Source organism: Membranihabitans maritimus (assembly GCF_021729145.1).
Lineage (GTDB): Bacteria > Bacteroidota > Bacteroidia > Chitinophagales > Saprospiraceae > Membranihabitans > Membranihabitans maritimus.
The window spans coordinates 158,960-182,428 of record NZ_JAJSLW010000005.1 but is presented as its reverse complement, the minus strand read 5'-3'; the positions used below and the strand labels follow the sequence as shown (position 1 = coordinate 182,428).

At 36.7% G+C, this 23,469-nt stretch carries 20 protein-coding genes; 12 read left to right on the top strand and 8 right to left on the bottom strand.

The window, feature by feature from the left end; genetic code table 11:
• Positions 1–204 precede the first annotated feature (204 nt).
• Positions 205–672 (top strand): DinB family protein, encoded by a 468-nt coding sequence (locus LVD47_RS07625; RefSeq protein ID WP_236975023.1) that lies wholly within the window; start codon positions 205–207, stop codon positions 670–672.
• 61 nt (positions 673–733) lie between these two features.
• Here LVD47_RS07625 and LVD47_RS07620 read toward each other — a convergent pair whose 3' ends face one another.
• A complete protein-coding gene (locus LVD47_RS07620; protein WP_236975022.1) occupies positions 734–2,263 on the bottom strand; it encodes a glycoside hydrolase family 10-like protein in 1,530 nt (509 codons plus the stop codon).
• A gap of 33 nt (positions 2,264–2,296) precedes the next feature.
• Positions 2,297–2,959, bottom strand: a complete 663-nt coding sequence (locus tag LVD47_RS07615; protein WP_236975020.1) for a peptidoglycan recognition protein family protein — start codon at positions 2,957–2,959, stop codon at positions 2,297–2,299.
• 60 nt (positions 2,960–3,019) lie between these two features.
• On the opposite strand from LVD47_RS07615, the gene LVD47_RS07610 reads away from it, so the two are divergent.
• Positions 3,020–4,621, top strand: a complete 1,602-nt coding sequence (locus tag LVD47_RS07610; protein ID WP_236975018.1) for a sulfatase — start codon at positions 3,020–3,022, stop codon at positions 4,619–4,621.
• Positions 4,622–4,625: 4 nt separating this feature from the next.
• Here the strand turns inward: LVD47_RS07610 and LVD47_RS07605 are convergent, their stop codons facing one another.
• A complete protein-coding gene (locus LVD47_RS07605; RefSeq protein ID WP_236975016.1) occupies positions 4,626–5,114 on the bottom strand; it encodes a C40 family peptidase in 489 nt (162 codons plus the stop codon).
• A 194-nt stretch (positions 5,115–5,308) separates the two neighbouring features.
• On the opposite strand from LVD47_RS07605, the gene LVD47_RS07600 reads away from it, so the two are divergent.
• Together LVD47_RS07600 and LVD47_RS07595 are read left to right on the top strand one after the other, a co-directional pair.
• The gene (locus LVD47_RS07600) at positions 5,309–6,667 is read left to right on the top strand and encodes a DUF389 domain-containing protein (RefSeq protein WP_236975014.1); all 1,359 of its coding nucleotides are present in this window, start codon (positions 5,309–5,311) and stop codon (positions 6,665–6,667) included.
• Complete coding sequence (locus LVD47_RS07595) at positions 6,639–6,926, top strand: acylphosphatase (protein ID WP_236975012.1); 288 nt, start codon at positions 6,639–6,641, stop codon at positions 6,924–6,926. Before LVD47_RS07600 ends, LVD47_RS07595 begins: the two co-directional genes overlap by 29 nt.
• A 393-nt stretch (positions 6,927–7,319) precedes the next feature.
• Here the strand turns inward: LVD47_RS07595 and LVD47_RS07590 are convergent, their stop codons facing one another.
• From LVD47_RS07590 to LVD47_RS07570, 5 genes are all read right to left on the bottom strand, one after another.
• Positions 7,320–8,603: a DUF6807 domain-containing protein gene (locus LVD47_RS07590; protein ID WP_236975010.1), complete on the bottom strand. Its 1,284-nt coding sequence runs from the start codon at positions 8,601–8,603 to the stop codon at positions 7,320–7,322.
• Positions 8,604–8,627: 24 nt separating this feature from the next.
• Positions 8,628–10,007 (bottom strand): putative oxidoreductase C-terminal domain-containing protein, encoded by a 1,380-nt coding sequence (locus tag LVD47_RS07585; protein WP_236975008.1) that lies wholly within the window; start codon positions 10,005–10,007, stop codon positions 8,628–8,630.
• A gap of 96 nt (positions 10,008–10,103) precedes the next feature.
• Positions 10,104–11,510, bottom strand: coding sequence for a Gfo/Idh/MocA family protein (locus LVD47_RS07580; RefSeq protein ID WP_236975006.1), 1,407 nt, complete (start codon positions 11,508–11,510; stop codon positions 10,104–10,106).
• Positions 11,511–12,204: 694 nt separating this feature from the next.
• Positions 12,205–13,308: a family 20 glycosylhydrolase gene (locus LVD47_RS07575; RefSeq protein WP_236975004.1), complete on the bottom strand. Its 1,104-nt coding sequence runs from the start codon at positions 13,306–13,308 to the stop codon at positions 12,205–12,207.
• A gap of 27 nt (positions 13,309–13,335) precedes the next feature.
• Complete coding sequence (locus tag LVD47_RS07570) at positions 13,336–15,252, bottom strand: Na+/H+ antiporter NhaC family protein (RefSeq protein WP_236975002.1); 1,917 nt, start codon at positions 15,250–15,252, stop codon at positions 13,336–13,338.
• 619 nt (positions 15,253–15,871) lie between these two features.
• Between LVD47_RS07570 and LVD47_RS07565 the strand changes: the two genes are divergently transcribed.
• The 8 genes from LVD47_RS07565 (at position 15,872) to LVD47_RS07530 (ending at position 23,451) form a co-directional block, all read left to right on the top strand.
• Complete coding sequence (locus LVD47_RS07565) at positions 15,872–16,186, top strand: hypothetical protein (RefSeq protein WP_236975000.1); 315 nt, start codon at positions 15,872–15,874, stop codon at positions 16,184–16,186.
• Between the two features lie 58 nt (positions 16,187–16,244).
• Positions 16,245–17,330, top strand: coding sequence for a hypothetical protein (locus LVD47_RS07560; RefSeq protein ID WP_236974998.1), 1,086 nt, complete (start codon positions 16,245–16,247; stop codon positions 17,328–17,330).
• Entirely contained in the window at positions 17,320–18,654 is a 1,335-nt protein-coding gene (locus LVD47_RS07555) for a YcaO-like family protein (protein WP_236974996.1), read from the top strand. Before LVD47_RS07560 ends, LVD47_RS07555 begins: the two co-directional genes overlap by 11 nt.
• 33 nt (positions 18,655–18,687) lie before the next feature.
• Positions 18,688–19,491, top strand: coding sequence for a SagB/ThcOx family dehydrogenase (locus LVD47_RS07550; RefSeq protein ID WP_236974994.1), 804 nt, complete (start codon positions 18,688–18,690; stop codon positions 19,489–19,491).
• Positions 19,469–21,721 (top strand): tetratricopeptide repeat protein, encoded by a 2,253-nt coding sequence (locus LVD47_RS07545; RefSeq protein WP_236974993.1) that lies wholly within the window; start codon positions 19,469–19,471, stop codon positions 21,719–21,721. Before LVD47_RS07550 ends, LVD47_RS07545 begins: the two co-directional genes overlap by 23 nt.
• Positions 21,718–22,194 carry a papain-like cysteine protease family protein gene (locus tag LVD47_RS07540; protein WP_236974991.1) on the top strand — a complete coding sequence of 159 codons (477 nt, stop codon included), beginning with the start codon at positions 21,718–21,720 and terminating at the stop codon, positions 22,192–22,194. The genes LVD47_RS07545 and LVD47_RS07540 overlap by 4 nt, the downstream gene beginning before the upstream one ends.
• A gap of 208 nt (positions 22,195–22,402) precedes the next feature.
• Complete coding sequence (locus tag LVD47_RS07535) at positions 22,403–22,888, top strand: DUF4199 domain-containing protein (RefSeq protein WP_236974989.1); 486 nt, start codon at positions 22,403–22,405, stop codon at positions 22,886–22,888.
• A gap of 83 nt (positions 22,889–22,971) precedes the next feature.
• Complete coding sequence (locus LVD47_RS07530) at positions 22,972–23,451, top strand: helix-turn-helix transcriptional regulator (RefSeq protein ID WP_236974986.1); 480 nt, start codon at positions 22,972–22,974, stop codon at positions 23,449–23,451.
• Positions 23,452–23,469: the final 18 nt, after the last annotated feature.

Here is a 23,469-nt window from a genome sequence, read left to right as displayed (position 1 = left end):
TTCAGATTATTGAAGCTATTGAAATGGTCCCCAATGATCAATCCTATTGTAGTCACTCTATAAAAAGAAATTTCTGCCTCATCTACTATGGAAAAAAAGTATCATCTCCCTATACAGATAAAGAAAGCAGTAACAATAAATGACAGCCAGGGTACCAGGCCTGTCAAATGAAACTAACATTTGATATAAACAATAACATACTATATGAATCAAGCCGAACTAATTCTTTGCAATCTTAATGAAATCCGAAGACGTAGCTCTATTTTATGGTCATCTCTCCCTGACGAATTGATTAACTGGCAACCAGACAGTCATGCCATGTCAGCCATCCAAATGGTTAGACATGTATTAGAAGCTGATTACGGATGGAATATGATCATAAAAGGTGAATCAATGGAAAATTATAGAACCCCCTGGGAAAATCGACCTTTGACAAGCGTCCAGGAGGAATTAGAATTTTCCGCACCCTATCGAAAACAATTCCTACAGACCATCCAAAATTTTTCTGAATCGGAATTAAAATCTACTGAAATCATTCATCCGGGTAATGGCCAAAAGAAGGTTTTAGGACCATATTTAATGAGAATTGGATACCATGAAGCCGTTCATGCCGGACAGTTTATATCCTATCTTCGAGAAATGAATATTCCCCGGCCTATGATATGGGATTAATCCTATTAGTGAAAGTTATTTACCATTTACTAACGCACTGCTTATATTTTTTACCGATAAATTATTCATGGACCTGCACTTGAATTCCGATCGCATGCCCTTCATTTTTCAACCGATCTAAAGAAGATACATAATATCTATATGATTTCCCCTTCCTTACATTGGTATCAAAGAAGAAGGTTTTATCGCTGTCAAAAGAAATATGGATAATATTATCGGGTCTTTCAAAATTTATATTTTCATTTTCACCAAATCTGTACACAATATACCCATAAGGGGTATCTCTGGATTCCGGGTCATCCCACCGCAACCGGACAAAGCGATCAATCTGGGTATGCCTCAAATTCACCGGAGAAGCTGGAGCTGCATTATCCAGCCAGGGCATCGGGGGAAGAAGTGCAGGGAACCTGTAATATCGATGGCGTAGGGAATCCCGAAACCCGCCGAGATTATTACTTAAGGATTTGGAACTAAAATATACACTCCCCTGGGCATTCGCATCTTGCCTGATAGACTTTACCTGCCTTGGTAGTTGACTTCTATCTTCCCATCCATTTTTATTTTGTTCAGCCCGATACACTCCCTGACCTACATATACATGACGGCCAAACCTATTATCTCCCCACCATTTCAACAACTTTTCAAAAGGTGCTGGTGTGTAATGAAAAGGGAAATAAATTTGCGGCATAACATAATCCAACCATTGATTTTCCATCCAATTGTATACATCTGCATATAACCCGTCATAATTAGTAAATCCATTGCTTTCTGACCCTCTGGGATCTTCTTTTTCATTCCTCCAAATGGCAAATGGACTTATTCCAAACTTAACATACGGCTTTGCATCATGGATTACTTTAGTCAGGCTTTCTACTAACAGATCTACATTATTTCTGCGCCAATCTTCAATACGGTCAAAATTTGCTTCACCATATTTAAGAAATGATATACTGTCAGGTAACATTTCTTTACCCGGATACGGATAAAAATAATCATCAAAATGAATACCGTCAATATCATAGTTTTCAACTACATTCAAAACAACAGACTCAATATATTCTCTCACAGCAGGAATGCCAGGATCAAAATAGGTTTTACCTTCATATTCAAAAAACCACTCCGGCATTAATTTTGATATGTGGTCCTCGGAAACTTTGTTTGGATCATTATCATTGGCTGCCCGGTACGGGTTGAACCATGCATGCAATTCCATACCCCGATAATGTGCTTCATCAATTAAGAACTGCAGGGGATCGTAAAAAGGATCCGGTGCTTTTCCCTGTTTTCCCGATAGGTAATAACTCCAAAGCTCCTCTCCTTTTGCATAAAAAGCATCTGTAGTAGGACGAATTTGAAAGAAAAGAGCATTTATTCCAAGATCTTCATGATGATCTAAAATTTTCAACAACTCTTTTTTCTGTCTCTCTACAGTCAATCCCGGTGAACTGGGCCAATCAATATTGGCAACAGTGGCAATCCAAACTCCGCGCAGTTCCCTTTTAGGGTTGATAACCTGTGAAGTAGCACCTGTCTGTACAAACAAGGCTGCAATAAGAATTAAAATGGATTCACAAGATAGAAACTTGAACATATCGCGTTTACTTTCATGCAAAGAAATAAAATTTTAGGGTCTACTTCGTAATCCAAGGTCTTTTATTCTTTTATGCAAGTGCTCCATAAACTTATCACCCGGATCTGATTTTTCCGTCCGGTACCCTTCATCTTTTTCCATCCAAAGGTTGTGATTTTCAAATTCTCGATATTGGTGGTGTCCTATAACATATTCAATTCCTGGATGAAGTCTTTTTAAATAACGGATTAATTCTGTGTTGGCTCTTAGTTGCGCCCTGGTGAGGGGATTATTACTACTTCCAATATTCTCAATCCCAATAGCACAGTGGTTCAATCCAATAACATGTCTGGCAAACAAAGTATCAGGGAGTTGCCTAAAAATCACACCATCTCTGTCAATTAAAAAATGAGCTCCCACGTTTAACGAACTGGCTGAAGCAATACCTGTCCTGGCCCCCGGTAGTAATGATGGGTTCATAGCATTATAAGAAGATTCAAGCGTAGGAATGGCAGTCCAGTGGACAACCACCATTTTGGGATCAATACTTGGAAAATCCTTATTGATGCCATAGCGATCCTTCATATACGATAAAGACAATTCCTCGCGTGTTTTATCAAAAACGATCGGTTTATCAAATATACGGAAAGTAGCACGCTCACATCCGGATATGGAGAGACCAGCAATCATAACTAAATATAAGTAGAATTTCAACATAGTTATACCATTTACAATCTAATCGTTATCTTTCTCTCTATAATACTAAACATTTTATAAATGAACCTACATAAAAAAAACCACTCTCTGCTAATTAGTTTTATAATTCCCCTATTAGTAACTGCCTGTAAAATAGACAAGGATAAGACGATCCAAGATACCGAAAAGCCCAATGTCTTATTTATACTCGTTGATGATATGGGGTATATGGATTTGAGTTGCATGGGAAGTGAATTTTATGAAACACCCAATATTGACCGATTGGCAGCCAAAGGAGTTCTTTTTACAAGGGGTTATTCATCCAGTCGCGTTTGCAGTCCTTCCAGAGCCAGCATAATGACTGGGATGTTTACGGCCAGGCATGGAATAACTGATTGGATCGGGGCGGCTTCTGAAGAAGCCTGGAGATCAAGGGGGAGGCACGATAAGTTATTGCCCAGTCCGTATATACATCAATTACCAAAAGAGAAGATCGTTCTTCCCGAAGCAATGAAGGAAAATGGGTATCTGACATTTTTTGCTGGTAAATGGCATTTAGGAGATAAAGGTTCTTATCCGGAAGACCATGGATTTGACATCAATATAGGAGGTTTTGAACGAGGAAGTCCTCCTGGTGGATTCTTTTCTCCATACAAAAATCCTAAAATGGAGGATGGACCAAATGGAGAAAACCTTACCAAAAGACTGGCAAGAGAAACAGCAAAATTTATTACCTCAGCTAAGGATACTTCTTTTTTTGCATACCTTGCCTTTTATGCCGTTCATGCTCCTGTTCAGTCCACCAAAGAAGGTTGGGCAAAATATAGAGCAAAATTAGAAGACAAAGATATTCCTCAACAAGGTTTTGAAATGGAAGAAGTATTACCCATCCGAAAATACCAGGATCAGCCTGTTTATGCCGCTTTGGTAGAATCTGTTGATCAGGCCGTAGGAATTGTGATAAATGCCCTGACAGAAAACAACCTGGAAAACAACACCATAGTAGTCTTTACATCTGATAATGGTGGAGTAGCCTCGGGAGATGCTTATGCTACCTCCAATACCCCACTTAGAGGTGGTAAAGGTTATCAATGGGAAGGAGGCACCCGGGTTCCTTACATCATATATGCACCTGGTATGAAAAAAAATACATCTACGATAAACAAACCTGTATTTTCAACAGATTTTTATCCCACATTACTTGACTTAACCGGATCCTCTCCAAAGGCAGACCAACATATCGATGGAATAAGCCTAAAAGCTCTACTCAATGGAGAAACATATAGCGAACGTCCTTTTTATACCCACTATCCTCATTACGGTAACCAGGGTGGCAAACCCTCTTCCACTATAACCACAGGAAAATGGAAACTAATCCATTATTATGAAACCAATACAACAGAATTATACGACCTCGCAGAGGATTTGTCTGAAACAAACGATATTTCAGGTAAAAAGCCTGATAGAGTAATTTCTATGAAAAAGCAGTTATTTGATTGGTTACATACAGTGAATGCAAAATTCCCTGAACCAGACCCCCAATTTGATCCCAAGGCCCGGGAAAAATGGGAAAATAATATCAAGACCAAACGTTGGCAAAATCTTGAAAATCAAAGGCAGGCGATGTTAAAAGAGGATTGGAAACCCAATAATGATTGGTGGGGAAGTGCTGTTGAAAATTAATGCACTAAATAATACTATTAAATTGTATTAACCTTTTACTCCAGTAACTAGAGCTTTCCAGGTTTTGGGTAATTACACCTCGAGATGTAGTACTGTGTATCAACCAAATTCCATCCCTGTCAATTTTGTATACAATAGCAACGTGATCTACTTTTCTACCTATATTTTTAAAAAACGCTAAATCCCCGGGTTGAACTTGTCTTTTATTAATCTTTTGACCGTACTTTATCATATCCCGGGCAGAACGGGGAAGAAAAAACTCATGATTTTTATAAATAGTGTACACCAAACCAGAACAATCAAATCCCCTATTCCCGGTTCCGCCATATTTATACCTACTGCCTACAGTTTTTGCGGCATCTTCAATAATTCTTTGTCGGACCGGTAAGTGTTCATCAGAATGGACTTTCTTACCTACCGTGGGAGAACACTGAAAAAATAGTATCCCTACAAAAAATGACAATAAAAATGGGTATATAGACATTCGGTTCATATAAGAAAATTATTCTCAAATATAATCAAATTAAATATTTTATTAATACATAAAATGTTAATATATTGCTATCTTTGTGTCTAACTGTTCGTAAAATATCAATATTTGCTATTTTTAAACATTAGATTACGCCCCCATTATTGCTCCGATAGATAAGATTTAACTAATTCTACAGATTTCTCAATTCAAGGAATATGCAGACAAGGCAGATAATTAAAACTATACTAAATTACTTCAATCTCGATAGCGAAATCGATGATTTTGAAAGAATTCATGAGAATATCCTAAAAGACCTGGAATTTAAAGGTACCAATTTATGGATTCTCATGTTTGCAATAATAGTAGCTTCTGTGGGGTTGAATATGAACTCTACGGCTGTAGTCATCGGAGCTATGTTAATTTCACCACTAATGGGCCCAATAAATGGTATGGGATATAGTGTAGCCACTTATAATTTTAATTTATTCAGAAGATCCCTTAAAAATTATGGATTTGCTGTTTTTGCAAGTTTGATAGCCTCCACTCTCTATTTTTCAATTAGTCCGATATCTACTGCTCATTCAGAGCTTTTAGCAAGAACAAGTCCCACGATTTACGACGTTTTAATTGCATTTTTCGGAGGATTAGCAGGAATTGTAGCCATAACCAGTAAGCAAAAGGGGAATGTAATTCCAGGGGTAGCGATTGCCACCGCATTAATGCCTCCCTTGTGCACAGCAGGTTACGGATTGGCAACAGGCCAATTTACTTTCTTCTTTGGCGCTTTGTTTTTATTCACGATTAATACAGTATTTATTGCCCTTTCTTCTGTCCTTATTTCACAAATTCTAAAATTTCCATTTCGAACACTTGTAAATGAAGAACGGAAAAAAATGGTTAACAGGTGGATATCGGCCGTGATCATAATTATTCTAATCCCGAGTATATATTTTGGATACAGCCTGGTTCAAAAAGAGAAGTTTATAGAGAACGCAGAGTTATTTATAAAAAGTGTGGATATAATCGGAGGTAACTACCTTCTAAATCAAAATATCCAACCCGGTAAGCACGAAATAACATTAGTATACGGAGGACATTCAATTACTGATTCTGACAAATCCCGAATATATCAGAAAGCAGAAGATTATGGATTGGATAAAAACCTCATAGCGATAAAAGAAGGATTTTCATTTTCTGAAGCCAATTCTGCGATGAATGAAAATGCCAGCTTAAACGAAGAAATAGTCAGGCTGAAAACAGTCATCAATAATATGGAAAAAGCGCGTGATTCAGTTCTGAACAGAGAATTAATGGGACAACAATTATTATCTGAAATAAATGTTCTTTTCCCCGAGGTTAAGTATTGTTCATATTCGGAAGCAAAGGGTTTTAATACCGGTTCAGACAGCCCTACCTTATATTCTGTTTTATTCCTGGGATCTGAACAGCCCTTAGATCCGGATTCAGAACAAAAATTGCAACAATGGATAACTACACGTTTGGAAACAAATAATATTAAACTAATTATACAACCAATAAATGAAAATGACTCCAAAGAAAATTCCGACTTATAGCATTCTTGTGTTTGGAAAAGTCCAAGGGGTATTTTACCGTGCGTCAACGAAAGAGAAAGCCACATCCCTGGGATTACATGGCTTTGTAAGGAATGAACCTGATGGATCTGTGTATATCATCGTACAGGGTCATAAAAAAAATATAGAGGCGCTCGTCGAATGGTGTCGATCAGGTCCATCCAGAGCAATGGTAAAAGATATTATAGTCAACAAAATAGTCTGGGAACATCAATATGAAAACTTTACTATAGATCGTTAACTTAATTTGTTTACCCAAAAGTTCTACTCACCGGGCAAAAATCCTGTATTATATACCCTCAATTAATACATAAAAAATGAATTGATACCATCTCTGCTAAATTACCAAATAATTACATGTCAATCAATTATACATTAAGGATCCCTATGATCAAGAAACATTCATAAAGCATCACTAAAAGGATGATACAATGGTGTATATTTTCCGCCACAGGTAACTGTACATTACGAATATATCTTTTGTCAAAAATATGAATGGAAAATACAAACCCATATCCTAATTTCACCGACAACTCCTTGCAGCGCTACCTACGTAACGTGTTGTAGGATATGAGCAAAGCAATAGCACAATTTCATCCTTGCTTCTCCCCTATTGATGACTAGATAAATATTCCTATGGGTGGGATTGGATTACTTCCGGGCTACTTACAAAATTATCCAACAATTGGTCTAATTCAGAATCTGAAAATTTTCGATCAGATATAATGGTACGATATTTCATAGTGTAGGTATTTCCAGGCTTCATTACCCAGTCACGGTCTTGCGCAGGATTGAAGTTTATAAATACATTTTCCTTTCCGTTATTAGCTCCTGTAGGCCATATCCTCAACAATTCAGGATGGTTAAAATTGGAGGGATGAGTCATCATTACGACACCACTTTCCCCCCTTTCATTACCCGGACCAGTAACTTGGATCCATTGAGCCCGGGTAGCATTCCCTGTACTTTTATCTTTTCCATCTGAAGTAAGTACTTTTACATTACTGTCATGCCAGTGCTCCGGCCCTCTCAGCGAAAACCCCTGATATCTATATTCTTTTATTGTTAGGGGATATTTTGTTGTACAATTATATTTGGAAACAACATCTAATATCCAATACTCTCCTTGTGGATCAGCCGCCCATAATTTGTAATTGATTTCTTCTTTAAGAACAACCTGTTCTCCTCTACCCGGATGAATAATATGATCATGAGATACTGTCAATTCTCCAAATAAATCACCATGGGCAATATTGATGATATCAGAAAAGCGTACAGTGCCCTGACCTTTATTTAAATTCCAGAAATCAATTTCTTCTCCTCTATATTCAGTATGGGTCCACGGATTCCATAACCCATAATGATGATAATGGTCCGGCGGTTGAATACGGGAAACTATGTTTCCAGATGGAGTTTTCAATGGATGGACAAAACCACTTCTTGTATAAATTTGATCAACATTATCCGGCACTGGCATGGTGGCATACCTGTAATTGAATACAGGTGAACCAGCTACAGAAAAAAGCAATTCTTTACCATTATCCGTAAATTGAACCTTTCTTTCAGTTTCAACTGTCTTCTTGTCAACCTTTTCCAGATAAAAGGACCTAACATTGCCGGATGAAGTTGACGAATCCATCCGCCAGTAAATAAAATTCGAAGTACCCAAAGAAATTTGACTGGGCACACTAATCTTATTTCCATTTACCAATTCAAACAAGTTGAATATTTGGGATGTATCTTCAAGGTTTAGGTAAAAGTTATCAATATTTTTTTTCACGATAACATTAATGTCTTTCATTCGATCTGTTACATTTACATCAAATTGAAAGGCATGTTTTGTTTGAGCTATTGAAAAATTCACAACAAAAATATTCAATAAAAATATTACAACAATTAAGCTTTTACCTGATCCCATCAAACATATTTTAATAATCGATAACTATTTAGACCTGCTCATTTCATACGCCCTGGTAGTGAGATAATATTTAGTCAGCATAAACTGTTTTTCCCATTCAGGCACTTCTCCATTCTCCATATATTCCAAAAACTTTCTTGTAACCTGGGCAAAATGAGCCTCATGACCTACTTTCAATTCTGATGGAATCACTACCTCCCAGCCATTTTCTACTTTTTTATACGAAATTCCAGAAAAGTCCTTTTCCACTTCCGGAATGATCTGATCAAGTTTACTTTCGATCTCAGCTTTAGCAGCATCATTAACAGGCTCGATGAACAAAATTGTTTGAAAATCAGTTTCCTTATTTTGTCTAATTACCAGGTTGGCTTTGGTGCCACGCATTATAGAAAAATGCGTATCCTTGGATCCAGCAGGCGCTTCAAAATTCCAAATAACCGAGGCCTTTCCATGCACTCCATTTACTGTAAATACAAAGGCTCCATTAGAATAAACATTCAAAACGGAATCTTTTATTATATCCTTATTCAAATAATCAGGATACTCCTTGAGACCCGTTACTTTTTCAAATTGGGAGGGTGTAAGTTCAGTGCTCCATTGTTCAGCATCCTTTACTTCCACCTGGTCAATAGTAACTACTTCTCCAGAATGTCGTGACCATAATATCAAATCTACTAAATGAGTAGCCACATCAACGATTCCAGCACCTTGTTGCTCCACATCAAAAAACCAGGCCGGCCGAATTAAAGGTTTACCATTCACTTCTTTAGAAAAATGGTGTACACTCTCCTTGGTAATAGCCGGATTTTCGACACTTCCTTCTTCAAATTCCCCAAAAATTTCAGGGTATTTAGAAAGACGTTTTTGCAACATTGTAGTGACCTCAAAGCGCTCGGTCATTATATCATAAACCAACAATCCTTTCTCATCTGCTATTTCCATAGCTTCTTTAAGTAACTCATAATCCTGGGGATTAATAACCATTGGCTTATCGGCATACACGTGAATATCATTTTTCACGGCATCCAGAATATATTCAGTTTTCTTCTTGTTATTGCCCGCCACTACCATGACATTACCAGGTTTATCCGCAAGCATTTTTTCAAAAAAATCATCGCCCGTATACACATTTTCCGTCCAGGAAGTCGGACTGTCATTTCGATTGTTAAATTGATCAATCAAATCCAGGTGCATTTTCACTTCAGGACCCTCTGGTGCATAGACATACACTTCGGGACTTACCTGATCATACATATCTTTTTGGACCAATGAGGCATGAAAGTGCCCTGGATCTAGTGTCATAATCTCCACATCATAATTTTTTTCTTCGTTTTTTTCGGAATTTTCCGTACAACTTCCAACTAAAACTGCTACGGCAAAAAATAGAAATCCAAATTTATTCACTTCAAATATTTTAATTTTATTAATGTGATAAAATTAATGAATCAATCTAAGGATATGAAATTAAATCCCCGGCAAGATACCTATATTCAAAAGTCCTTATTTTCCCAAAGAATAATTAGTGCCCCACGGATAACGTTGACGCCTAGATAACATAGCATTTGCCTCATCGTCATTCTTAAAGCGTTCCATAACAGGATCCCAATATAATTTCCTCGGGATCTTCATAGCCGTATGATACACCAGACAAGCAGAACAAGATCGATGTGCTACCTCCGCAGGTGCTACTGTCAATTCTCTGGACTTAATACAATCCAACCAGTTTTTGTGCTGCTCAGGACTTTCATATAAATGAATTTCATCAGGGCCAATTACTGAAGTCAATATCTTGGGATCACTAGCTTTGAATGGAGATTTTTCGGAATTTGCAGAAGTAGGATCTGAAGCTGTAACCCCTACATTTCCTCGCGTAACAAAGATCCAACCATCACTTCCTTCAAAACGAACACCATTGGGAAAATCACCACTTACTTCCATTGTAACACCATTGGCGTATTTGGACTTAATGTGGAAAGGACCGTGAACACTCCATAAACCTGATTTTGGGAACTCAGCAGTGCCTTCGATTTCAACAGGACCCGTAAATTCAGTTCCCATTCCCCAATGGGCAGTATCAATATGATGGGCTCCCCACCCCGTAATCATACCTGCTCCGAATTGTTCACATCTGAGCCAGCCAGGACGTGAATATCCTTCATGCGGATGAACTCTTTTTTCAGTATAATATTTCCAGGGAGTAGAACCAAGCCACATATCATAATCCAGGTTGGTGGGAATCGGCATTTCGGGTTCTTCATCTCCACCAGGATCACCTGGCAAACCTACCTGAATATGTTTTAATTCTCCGATTCTTCCGTTGCGAACCAATTCACAAGCTTTTTTAAACTGAGGCCAGGGATTTACTGATCTTTGCTGACTTCCGATTTGAAAGACTGTACCTGTCCGATGGACAATATCACTCATCTGACGGCCTTCTTCTATAGTTAATGAGGCAGGTTTCTGTAAGTAAATATCTTTTCCTGCGAGTGCAGAATCGATAGTAGGTTGTGCGTGCCAGTGATCCGGAGTACTAATTATTACGGCATCTATGGATTTGTCCTCTAACATTTCACGATAATCCTGATATGTCCGGACATCCATATAACCACTATCCCCCATTTTCTCTTTGTAATATCCTTCGATATATTTTTTACCATCATTCATTCTGTGAGTATCAACATCGCAAACTGCAACAACACGGGCTATATCATTTTTCATAGTCTCTGGCAAATCATGACTTCGTGCTATTCTCCCAAATCCAATTTGTGCAATTTGGATCTTGTCACTAGGGGGATTTTTACCTATTACTGAAGCCGGAACTATATTGGGAACCATGATACTCCCTGTGGCTACTAATGTAGTATTCCTTAAGAATTTCCTTCGATTTAACGTACTCTTTCCTACCATCTTTAAATATTATATTCAAAAAATTCAATTTTCACATGTAATTCCATTTGAATTTGGCTAACAACTAAAAATTAATGCCCTTCAAAATAAAATAATACAGCATCAATTAAGGTAAACGTTTCAATACCTGCACAAAAAATATAAACCCGTAAATTATTATATGAAATTATTCCTTCTCCACAACACCTTCAAATCTATTAATAAACATTGCATATTTCTCAATATTCAAATTTAAAACAACTTATAAATCCAATCGATATAATTTTAATTGGTGAGCTAATATACTGCAACTATTGAATTTTTTAAATTATTTCAAAAGAAAATTACAATTTTACGTAAACGATTTCGAAAAGATCTGTATAAATCAATATACACACTAGCCCCTTGATAATTCAAATAGTCAATATCAATACAAATCATAGAAGAGCATTTATCGCTTTTACACCCATCCATATAGAAAACGTTTTAGAATAGTAATTAAACCTAAACTCGACAGATAGTTACAGGCCCGACGTAGTGGAATTGGATTATAAAAGACCCCTTTCCGAAGCTTTATCGGGATAAAACAAAAGAATAGAACGAAATAGATCTGCTTATCAATCCAGGATTGAGAATGGGTACTATGAAGTTACTACGCTGAATACTAATCAAACTATTCAATCCCACCTTCAAGAAAATCGGTCCACCTTTAGGATTAGTCCTTCTTGTTGGGAAATAAATTATAAAAACACGTCCAGGAGTTTTCCGCTTCCAAATCAGAAGTATTCGGATTAATACTTTTTAATCCTTCAATAAATTTTGAAGCACTGGTCCATACGGTCTGCATTACACCCGCATAGCGAGATTTCATTTCTAATGTAGCATTGGCCCTAAAATGGTCCATATCTTCTTGTTGTCCGATACCGACACTACTTTTTTTCCACGGACAACTAATCACATTAAACCCTTTCATTGAAAAATACACAGGGGTTGATACAGGTTTGTTATAATGCCAATCACAAATAACAACATCTTTGGGTATCATGTCTATTGCACGAGCCGTATTGTTCATACTGGCTTCCCATTCCCCAAGCCCTGTAATTTTACCATCAATCAAACGATCCCCCCAAATCCATAACCTTCTCTTTTTCAGCTTTAAGTGATTTCTAATTTTTGTGATTTCAGCTGCATAAATTTCAGCTGGATCGGTTCCATTACAACGAGTGCATTGTTCTTCAGAAATATAAAAAACCTCGTCCATACCAGCGTGAAATGCATCAGATTCAAAAGCTTCACAAATTTCATCAACAAGATCAAATACAACATCGTGAACTTCGGGATGTAGCGGACAATAACTTTTGCAATACAAACCATCTTCATTCGGCCACTCATAATCATCAGGTAATTCGACATCCGGTGTTTCGTCAAATTGGGGATAGACTTCTAGCAGTTTTCCCAGACTTCCGGCCCAGGACTGATGGCCAAATAAATTAATTTGAGGGATCAAATTAATATCATTTTCTTTACAAACTGTCACGATTTTATTTACATCGGATTCAGATAAAGCCCCCTCATCAACAAGTTCAGGCCGACTTTTAAATTCGTAACTGTAATCAATTCTCAAGATTAAGGTATTAATACTCCTGGGGGCTAATTCCTGAGAAATAAATTCTACGAAATTATTTATTTCATCATGATTTGGTGCTTTAATACAAAGTCCTCTAACAGGGCTGCTGAACACAGAGTCTATACTATAACAAAAAAGTTTATTGGATATACCAATTAAAAGAATAAAGCAAAGGAAATGTGACTTGATCATCGAATATAATTTTCATTAAACAAATTTTTAAACAGCAGGAATCACCTTCCCGAAATACCTTATTATTAAATACAAACACAAGAACCCAACTGGAAATAATATCCAGGAAGAAATTCCTAAGGCTGCCGGCAGAATCCCAATAAAAATGGCAACGGCACCCACACATAGTGCATAGGGTAACTGCGTCTTTACGTGATCTATATGATTACAGGATGATGCCAATGAACTAAGAATAGTGGTATCAGAAATAGGTGAGCAATGGTCCCCTAATACACTCCCTGCCAACACTGAAGCCACCACATTATGAAATATATCGAGCGAAGAATTATATCCCATACCGGATTCCTCACATATGAGCCATGCCGCCGGTAATATTAAGGGATACAAAATAGCCATTGTTCCCCATGATGATCCCGTTGAAAAGGCAACTAAAGCCGCCAATACAAATGTCATCACTGGAATACTCCAGGCTGGAAAATTATCAGATAAAATCTGAGACAAAAAATGGGCTGTATGTAGGTCTTTAGTAACTTCAGCAAGACTCCAGGCCAAAGTCAATATAATAATTGCAGATAACATCGTTTTAAATCCTCCGGTAGCTGCATTAATGACCTTTTCAAGGGACATAATTCTTTGAAAAATGGTCATAAATCCGGCTACTAATACACCCAACATTGAAGACCATAAAAGGGCAAGGTAAGAATCTGCATTCCCAATAATCCCTGATAATTTCATACCAAATGTAATTGTAGAATCATGCCATATTTCAGGATTCCATCCAGTGTAGATTAAACTAATCATTGTTCCTAATATAACAACTAAAACCGGTACTACCGCATTGTACCACCGGGCCTTCGCCCCCTCGACTTTTGTAAATTCTGACAAGTCGTCTTGATCTTCATACGTTTTGGAACGGGTGGATGATACAACCCCCGTAGTTCTGGCTCTGACTTCAGCACGGTGCATGGCACTAAAATCTTTATTTGTCATAATAATCATCAATACAAATCCCAGGGTAAAAATTGGATAAAATGAATATTGTAGAGAGTTGAAAAAGGTAGCATAAACACCTTCATTTAATGTTGCTAACGATTCAATACCGCTTTCGATATATCCCAATTCCGCCCCTATCCAGGTAGTGACAAAAGCTATAGCTGCTATAGGGGCAGCAGTAGAATCAACAATATAAGCCAGCTTTTCACGCGAAACTTTCAAACGGTCGGTTACAGGCCGCATCGTATTTCCCACGACAAGGGTATTCGCATAATCATCAAAAAATATAGCAATTCCTAATATCCAGGTGGCCAATTGACCGCTTTTGGGTGACTGTGCATATTTTGCAATTTTATCAACCACCCCCTGCATCCCGCCATTCTTGGAAATAATGGCCACCATTGCCCCAATTAACATTGAAAAGATAATTATTGAAACATGACCACTATCAGACAATGCGGCAACTATATAATGATCAATTGTTCGCATAAATCCCATTACTAATCCCCAAAGACCTTCGGAATAAAAATATAATATAGAGGCTCCGAAAAAAACCCCCAAAAACAATGAAGAGACAACTTCACGAAAAATCAATGCCAAAGCAATAGCTAAAAGAGGGGGTATAATAGACCACCATAAAGGGATTGGTTCCGCTTCAAAAACAACAGTACTCCCATTAACAGCTACTTCGATGGATTCCTGGGTGTTAACAGTATAAGTCACCGATCCTTTACCTCCCTCCATTTCAACATCTTTCGATACACCACTTACCTCAACGTTTAATTCTTGGACGGAAGCATTATCTGTCCTAACAAGAATATCAAAAGGGACCCCTTCCATAATAAACAAAGGAAATTCTACTTCAACACTCTCATCCAATGGAAATGATTGTTGAGAAAAAGAAGTAATTGCACAAATAAAAAATAACAAAAATGTATAGAAAAATTTCATACATGCAGGTTAGGCCGTTTTACAATTAGTTTTGGAATTGACCTAAAGATAAAAATAATGATAAAACATCCCTTTAAAGAATTTATCAGATACTCATTGAATGAAAGCTTTAGCATGAACCGTTTTTCGTTTGAGTATAATAAAAAGCAAGATTTCATCATCAAAGTAAAAACAAATGGGATCTTATGAGGCTTATAATTGTAAGAGAGTTTTAATTGAAATGGACTTTCATTAGAGTAATAAAATTACAAAAATGAGCAGTAACTACAGCCCTAATAATTTACATTAATCTCAAAATAATTTCAATTTCAAAGAATAAAGTTTTGGGAAAACAACTTTTTTATTTAAATTTCACCAACAGTTTAATAGCTATCCCCTTCTAGAATAATTCTCGCAAGAACCCTAATCGAAAGTTTTAATCAAAATTATCTTCATGTGTCTGTATATCTGACATATGATAGTATTTGTAACCCAAATAAAAATCAACAGACTTATTAATTAAGATCGTGCTTAAATTATTATATCATTTTTTAAATACCTGAAGGTCATATAAGGGTGACATCCTGCTATGAAACAGAACTCCAAAAGGTTATTTTTTGAACACAAAAAGAAAAGTATTATGAGTAAGAATGAATTGTTGGCATATGACGATTTTAATGTGCCGATTACAGATTTACTAGATGAAAAGGATGCTGATATCCTGACGGAAGAGGCCAAAAACTTATTGGAGGGAGACCTACTTGCTTTGGCCTGGAAGAATCACACTCCTCGAACCGAGAAATTAGTAGTTCGAGATTTAGACTCTATCGAGGAAGCATTTTCAAAAAGCAGTTTATATGGAAGTGCTACATCCCCAGTAGTGGGTGGTGGTTGTTGCTGTACCTGTACGCCGGCATGTTGTTGTTGCGCCACCGCAGTGATAAAAAATGTTTAAAACATATTCAAAATGCAGGGTGTAAAATTACCCTGCATTTTTACACTAAAAAATAATAATGAAAGGAAAATTTAAAATTCTACCCATTCAAATTATCGAATGGGAAAATGAGGTAGTGTTAAAACGAGGTCTGTCAACAATGGTCATTCCAGATAAAAGTGTATTGACAATAATAAAAGTTATTCAAAAAGCTTTATTACAGCATCCTAAATCCATCGATGAATTGTCTGGGTTATTTGCCGGAAGGATAAGAAGTCTAATCGTACATTTTATTGAGCATTTAATTCATAAAAATTTTATTATTCCTGCAGATGCTGAAGCGCCAGCCTATATGCAAGAAACTTCCCAGGATATTTTTTACTGGCACTTTAATACCTGTCAAGATATTATTGCAAAATCATTGAATGAAAAACCCTGGGCATTCATTGGAATTAATAAGTTAACCAAGAAAGTAATACAATCTCTATTTCGCGAAGGGAAAAGTTCTTTTATAGTAATCGATGCCCCTTCTTTACGTAATATAGATTTTTTTGACGAAGATCATGAAATCCAGGATCCATTTTGGAAGGATTCAAGGCTAAAGGTCTTAGCTGAGGATAATTTTAAAAAATCCTCAGCTGAAGTAGGATTTTTGGTTGCTACATCGGAATTTGGAAGCTTATACCTGCTAGAGGAATGGAACACTTTCGCCATAGAAAATAACATTCCATTTTTTCCATTGTTATTGCAAAATATGGTAGGATATTCCGGTCCATTAGTGATTAAAAACGAAGGGGCCTGCCTGGAATGCTTAAAACTAAGGCAAAATTCCAGCAGCCCGGATTTTGCAGAAAAAAGAATGACGGAAAAATTTGCCTTTGAAGGGCAAAAATTTACTGCCTATCACGAATCAATGGTTAATATCCTGGCAGAGGTAGGAACATTTGAGATCATAAAGTTTCAATCAAACATTCAATGGGAACTAAGTACGTATACGGAAATAGATCTATTATCAAGTGAGATGAAACGCCGAAATTTATTAAAAGCTCCTCGATGCCCTGTATGCAGTCCGTTAAAAGAAATTCCTTTAGTCAATATTCATCAACAATTAACATCTGATGAATCGTGGGCTGAAATAGAACAAACCGTGGGCTATGATGAGTGATTTACAAACACCCATTCGAAGATTGACAGATAATCTACCTTATCTATTAGATCCCAAAACAGGTATTATTACCGGGGTTTCAGAACATCCAATGGAAATAGATTCACCGCGGTTCTTTAGATTTAACGGAAGAGCAGCTAATACGGAAGCATTTGGCGATTATAGAAATTTTGCTATTGGGGGAGGCGCATCTACCTCCAGGGAACTGGCATTGGCCAAAACTATTGGAGAATGTGTCGAAAGGTATTGTGCTGCCCTTTATGATAAGCACAGCTTTCCTTTATCAACCTACAACAAGGCATCCTTTCCATGCGTACATCCCGATCAATTTGCCCTATATGCAAAGATACAATATGAAAATCCAGAGTTTGATTTTGACGAATTTACTGTTAATTCACCTGTCCGCTGGATGCCGGCTCAAAATTTGACATCCCTGAACACCGAATACGTTCCCGCTTCTATGGTATACGTTCCTTATTTTTTTTATAAAAATGGTGAGGAAACACCCATTGTACAACCCATTTCATCAGGACTATCCTGTCATTGTTCGTATGAAGAAGCGGTAGTGGGAGGAATTAGTGAAGTAATTGAGAGGGACAACTTTATGATCACATGGCAGGCAAAATTGTCAAGAAAAAGAATTAGGCTGAATTCTCTTAGCAAAAGAAATATTGATTTAATTAATAGGTTTTTAGAGGTAGGGTACGAAATTCATCTCATGGACATTTCAAACGAATCCACTATTCCGGGAATAATGGCTGTAGCTACAGGGAAAAATACAGATTTCCTCCCCCTTGTAGTATCTGCTTCCGTAGCATTATCTCCAGAAGAAGCTGTACAAAAAGCTCTTGAAGAATTGGCTCACACGGAACGATACGCTTATCAGATAAAAAACGAATTGCCTCGATTATCCGTCCATAAAGAGTTTGATAATGTCCTGGGCCAGGTACACCATGTCAACTTTTGGGTTAATCCCGACGTTCAGAAGCACGCAGCGTTTTTATATGCATCAGATTCATGGATTGATTTCGAAGAACTACCAGATCATTCGAAAACTACACCTACAGATGAAATGAATCATCTGGTCGGGGTATTACGGCAAACGGGGTATGAGGTACTCATTACAGATATTACCACTTCAGATGTCCAAAGCCTGGGCATGAAAGTGATCCGAGCAATTATACCCGGTTATCATCCGCTTTTTATGGGATACCACAAAAGGCCGTTAGGAGGAAATCGTCTATGGGAAATTCCACAAAAGTTGGGATTTGATGGCATTCAAAAAGAAACCGGTGATTATGCATTCCCTCATCCTTTTCCCTGAATCAAATTTATTGACATTTAAATAACAAGTACAATGTTACATACACTTTGGAAAGAAACCGAATTGCAAAAAGAGACTGATATTTCAAGTTGGGAGATTTTTCATGAAAATTCCAAAACGGGACATTATGATAAAGGATTACCTAATGAACAAGTCGTCCGGGAAATGAATAAAAGATATGACTCTTTTCCTTATAAACAATTTTCCAAAATCCCATTACCTGAGACCAATGCACCCTTTGCAAAAACACTACTCGATACGATAATGAGTCGCAAAAGCCCGGAGGAAATAAAACCTACCGTCCTTACTTTGGAACAATTGAAAACGATATTATTTTGTGGATATGGGATCACTCGAGATAACAAAGAGCATGAATATATCAACCGCCCCTTCAGAACAGTACCATCAGGAGGTGCACTCTATCCCTTGGAATTATATTTTTATTCCAATGAAAAAGTACAGGATCTAAAGTCTGGATTGTATCACTATGCTCCCACTGAAAATGCAATCCAATTAATAAGAGCAGGCGATTTTGATCATGATCTTTCCGAAGCCCTGGTGAGTTTTCAATCCCATATTGCACAAGATACTGCCATATTAATTTTTATTACCGCCGTTTTTGCCCGGTCAACTTTTAAATATAAAGAAAAAGGATACCGATTTGCACTTATTGAAGCCGGACATGTTGCTCAAAATATTAATCTGGCAGCCACGTCACTAAATTTGGGTACATTAAACATAGGCGGTTATCACGACAGGGTCATCGATCAATTTTTGAATATTGACGGATTACACCACTCCACAATTTATATGAATGCCATTTGTAAAGGAAACTAAAACCGTCGTCTCACCTGCGATTCCAAGGGATTTTAAACCGCCAGTACTGCAAGGGTTTCATTTTGAATCATGGGACACATTAGAACGGCAATTGGGTATTACCAATATAGCTAAAAATTGTATTTTTTCTGATTTATCCATTGGGGCATGGAAAGGCCACTGGACATTACAGGAACTCTGTAACCAATTACACATCAGGAATGAAATAGCATTCCAACCAGAAATAGGAATTTCAAGTAAATACCAGGATTATGTCCATTCCATTAATGCGATTGTCGACAATGAAAGTTCGGGAGATAAAAATTTCATCTTGGCATATCGAGGATGTCAGAAAATACTTTCTCAATTAGTGCAACAAGATATACAATGGGTGCTTATAATTGCACCTTCCTCCTCCCGATTTTCCTGGGAAAAAGAAAACCTTTACCTGATAGAATTGCTTGCAAAAGGTTTAAAACAAACCAATTGTAATATTGGGATCATTACGACTACACCAGTCCCTACCCCAGCTAATTGGGAATTACACTTTAAACATCCAAAACCCACAAAAAGACAGAAGACTTATACAAACTTTCGGATACCGGGAATTATGGATAAAGAGTTATCAATACTTCTACAAAATTACATACCGGGATCAACCCTAAAATTATCAACAGGTCATAGTGTTTTCATGCCAACCTCCCACTATAAAAAAATAGGAGAATGTGATGCTATATATTCCCGGATTAGAGTTAAAAATATGTATTCACACCTACTTATTCCTTTTGAATTTCAAATTGACACCACTAATGTAGATACTGATTTTTTACAGTTGGAAGCTGCCAAAAGGTTTTCTGAAGGTGGATATGGAATTGCTTTGCGTATTCTTGAAAATCTAATAGTTCTGGTAAATTCCGCTGAAAAGAAAGCTCAAATCCTTATTCAAATCCAAAATATCCGAATAGCATTATTGCAATTCAATGCAGCTGCTAAGGCCCAAATTCCGGGAAATACCCTACCTGATGAATATTTAGCTTCATTAAGCTTAAGTAAAGCCTGGGGGCTGGTCATGATTAACCACCCAGAAAAAGCTGAAAAATTATTTGCAAAAGCCAGAAGCTTTTACGCCAAAGATTGGCTTTCGAGAATTCATCTGTATTTATTAAATATTTCTGCATTAAACAAACTTAAGTTAGGAAAAATCGACGAAGCTTTTGCCTATGAAAAAGAAATCGAAAAAGCACTGGAAAAATCTTCAAAAACGGATTGGCATATTTTCTATATTAACTCCATTAACCTCGCAAGGTTGTATAAAAAAGTAAAAAACTACTCTGATGCTGAATTATATTATCGTAAAGCATTTGAAGTAAATACTCATTTAAAATCAGAAAGCGATTTATTATATTCAAATATATGTTTTGCACAACTTGAAACGCTCAAAGAAAATCTAAAGACTAGTTTGATTTATTGGCTGAGAGCCTGTATTCACTGGTTAAGCAATGAAATTCCAGAAGCCCTTGCTCCCAGGGTTACCCGGGCAATAATAAAGAAAAACTTTTCAACAAATGGAGAAAAAGTAGAAGCCATTTCCCGGAAACTTCATGACAACCTTCTAGAGGTCGCCAGAAGAGTCAAAATAGGTTTACCATCTATTGACAAAGGAGCTGATGACATTTCCTTTTGCAGAATTGAAAATGCTAGCGGTCATCCTGAAATCGCCATAGGATCCCTGGGCATAGGGATCGCTGTTTCCCGGAAAATTGAACCCTCCTTCTTTTATGGTATCGAATACAACAAATTGAAAAAGTATACGTACCAATTCCTTTGTCATTTACTACCCACATTGCCCCACTACAATTCGATTTATTCGGATTCACAATATGGTAATGAACTTCCTTCTAATTCAAGGGAATTAATTTCTTCAGCAATACGGTATGATATATCAAAAATAATTTTTGGCACAAAAAAATACCCCTTATCGAAGATTGAAAGAAAGGAATTATTCCTTTCTTCCAAGTTGGAATTAAATCCTGCCATAGCTGGAATAGAAATCAGAAATAAGAGTTCAATCCTATCATTTAAAAGATATAAATCACCAATAATACTGAATCGTCTTGAAACCGAGATCCTTTGCAATATAAAAGAAATAGATACGATTAAATCAGTATTTGAAAATTATGGACATCAAAGGAACCTCTCACAAGTTCTCAGGAAATTGGAAAAAATGAAATGTATAACAATCTATCTATGAATATAAATACAATTGAACTTGACTTCAACATTGAACCGCAGAAGGAAAGTCGATTATGCTGGGCCGCAGTATCCATCGCTATAGCTAAATTTTATAAGGTGAACAATGTATCCAGTCAAATAGATTTTGCAAAATTCGTGGCAGGCAAACAGTACAATCAATTTTGTAATCCGGAAAAAGCACTGACTTTTTATGGAAACTTAAATAAGAAATGGGATAGACCATTGAATAAAAGAGAAATCCTGAATGAATTAATTAATCAACGCCCCATAACTGCCTGTATGAAATATTTCGTAGGGTGGCATTTAGTCGTTATTTATGGTATTGACCCAAATAATGAATTAATGATTGCCGATCCTTTAATGGGGAATTCGAGTTATTCATTACAACTTTTCACCCATGGATATAACAAACATTACCACTGGGAATTTACCTTTACTACCCAAATGTCAACTTCAGAAACAGATCTATAAGAATAGTGGACGGCCCCCCTTTTTGGTAACAATACTAAATAGATTGTCCAGGTAAATCTCCTGTCTGCGGATAAACTTGGATAAAATTAGTTGAATTAGAAAGCTTTTTATACTATAGCTGAATATCAAATGATTCAATAAGATTTGCAGTCATTACAAAATCTTTAATATCTTTATATTTACGGTTCAATCATAGAATATAGGGAATATGAGGAAGTATTTAATTGAAATCAAATGGGCATTGATATTTATTTTGGTTTCGCTCATCTGGATGGGATTTGAAAAAATAATGGGCTGGCACGATAGTCAAATTGCCAAACATCCTATCTACACGAATTTTTTTGCAATTCCAGCGATCCTAATTTACGTATTTGCATTACTTGACAAAAGGAACAATTATTACAATGGGTATATGAATTGGATACAAGGTATGATCTGCGGTGCCATTATAAGTTTTATAGTAGCTATTGCCAGTCCCCTTACCCAATTGATCGTTCATAAAATCATTTCTCCCAGCTATTTCGATAATGCCATTAATTATGTCGTGGAATTGGGAAAAATGTCTGAAAGACAAGCAGCTGATTATTTCAACCTGAAAGCTTATATGGCTCAGAGTGCCATAAGTACATTGGGGTTGGGTTTCTTTACATCAGCCATAGTATCTTTATTTATAAGAAGAAAACCAACCAATTAAAAACCTCTATTATTCTTCGGATAATAAATTAACGTTTATCTTCAGGAATACACATAAAGAAATAGACGCTGCCGAACAGTACAATGACCTATATCAAAAATATACTTTTCAACTCCCACCGTATTCTATTATATGGATGTAGCCTTGCTATATTGGTATTTTTATTAAAATGGTTACAGTGGAAATTTCTCATTGCAGACCATTCCCTGGAAATATACATTGGGCTTATAGCCCTCTTTTTTACCATGGTAGGTATTTGGGTGGCTACCCAGTTGAACAAACCAAGGATTGAAAAAATCGTGATTGAAAAGGAGGTTTTTATTCCTCAGTCAACGAAATTTTCTATTAACCAGTCGGAATTAGATAAACTAAATCTCTCGGATCGGGAATATGAAATTTTACAATTACTGGCAAAAGGATATAGTAATGCAGATATAGCAACTCAATTATTCTTATCAGTTAGTACTATTAAAACACATGTATCCAATTTGTATATAAAAATGGATGTAAAAAGACGTACGCAGGCCATTGTAAAGGCAAAAGAACTTAAAATTGTCAAATAAAATATAGCACCTTACTTC

Excerpts from the sequence above, each read along its gene's own strand:
- LVD47_RS07625 (WP_236975023.1), top strand. The coding sequence starts at position 205 with ATGAATCAAGCCGAACTAATTCTTTGCAATCTTAATGAAATCCGAAGA.
- LVD47_RS07620 (WP_236975022.1), bottom strand. The coding sequence starts at position 2,263 with ATGTTCAAGTTTCTATCTTGTGAATCCATTTTAATTCTTATTGCAGCC.
- LVD47_RS07615 (WP_236975020.1), bottom strand. The coding sequence starts at position 2,959 with ATGTTGAAATTCTACTTATATTTAGTTATGATTGCTGGTCTCTCCATA.
- LVD47_RS07610 (WP_236975018.1), top strand. The coding sequence starts at position 3,020 with ATGAACCTACATAAAAAAAACCACTCTCTGCTAATTAGTTTTATAATT.
- LVD47_RS07605 (WP_236975016.1), bottom strand. The coding sequence starts at position 5,114 with ATGAACCGAATGTCTATATACCCATTTTTATTGTCATTTTTTGTAGGG.
- LVD47_RS07600 (WP_236975014.1), top strand. The coding sequence starts at position 5,309 with ATGCAGACAAGGCAGATAATTAAAACTATACTAAATTACTTCAATCTC.
- LVD47_RS07595 (WP_236975012.1), top strand. The coding sequence starts at position 6,639 with ATGACTCCAAAGAAAATTCCGACTTATAGCATTCTTGTGTTTGGAAAA.
- LVD47_RS07590 (WP_236975010.1), bottom strand. The coding sequence starts at position 8,603 with ATGGGATCAGGTAAAAGCTTAATTGTTGTAATATTTTTATTGAATATT.
- LVD47_RS07580 (WP_236975006.1), bottom strand. The coding sequence starts at position 11,510 with ATGGTAGGAAAGAGTACGTTAAATCGAAGGAAATTCTTAAGGAATACT.
- LVD47_RS07575 (WP_236975004.1), bottom strand. The coding sequence starts at position 13,308 with ATGATCAAGTCACATTTCCTTTGCTTTATTCTTTTAATTGGTATATCC.
- LVD47_RS07570 (WP_236975002.1), bottom strand. The coding sequence starts at position 15,252 with ATGAAATTTTTCTATACATTTTTGTTATTTTTTATTTGTGCAATTACT.
- LVD47_RS07565 (WP_236975000.1), top strand. The coding sequence starts at position 15,872 with ATGAGTAAGAATGAATTGTTGGCATATGACGATTTTAATGTGCCGATT.
- LVD47_RS07560 (WP_236974998.1), top strand. The coding sequence starts at position 16,245 with ATGAAAGGAAAATTTAAAATTCTACCCATTCAAATTATCGAATGGGAA.
- LVD47_RS07555 (WP_236974996.1), top strand. The coding sequence starts at position 17,320 with ATGATGAGTGATTTACAAACACCCATTCGAAGATTGACAGATAATCTA.
- LVD47_RS07550 (WP_236974994.1), top strand. The coding sequence starts at position 18,688 with ATGTTACATACACTTTGGAAAGAAACCGAATTGCAAAAAGAGACTGAT.
- LVD47_RS07545 (WP_236974993.1), top strand. The coding sequence starts at position 19,469 with ATGCCATTTGTAAAGGAAACTAAAACCGTCGTCTCACCTGCGATTCCA.
- LVD47_RS07540 (WP_236974991.1), top strand. The coding sequence starts at position 21,718 with ATGAATATAAATACAATTGAACTTGACTTCAACATTGAACCGCAGAAG.
- LVD47_RS07535 (WP_236974989.1), top strand. The coding sequence starts at position 22,403 with ATGAGGAAGTATTTAATTGAAATCAAATGGGCATTGATATTTATTTTG.
- LVD47_RS07530 (WP_236974986.1), top strand. The coding sequence starts at position 22,972 with ATGACCTATATCAAAAATATACTTTTCAACTCCCACCGTATTCTATTA.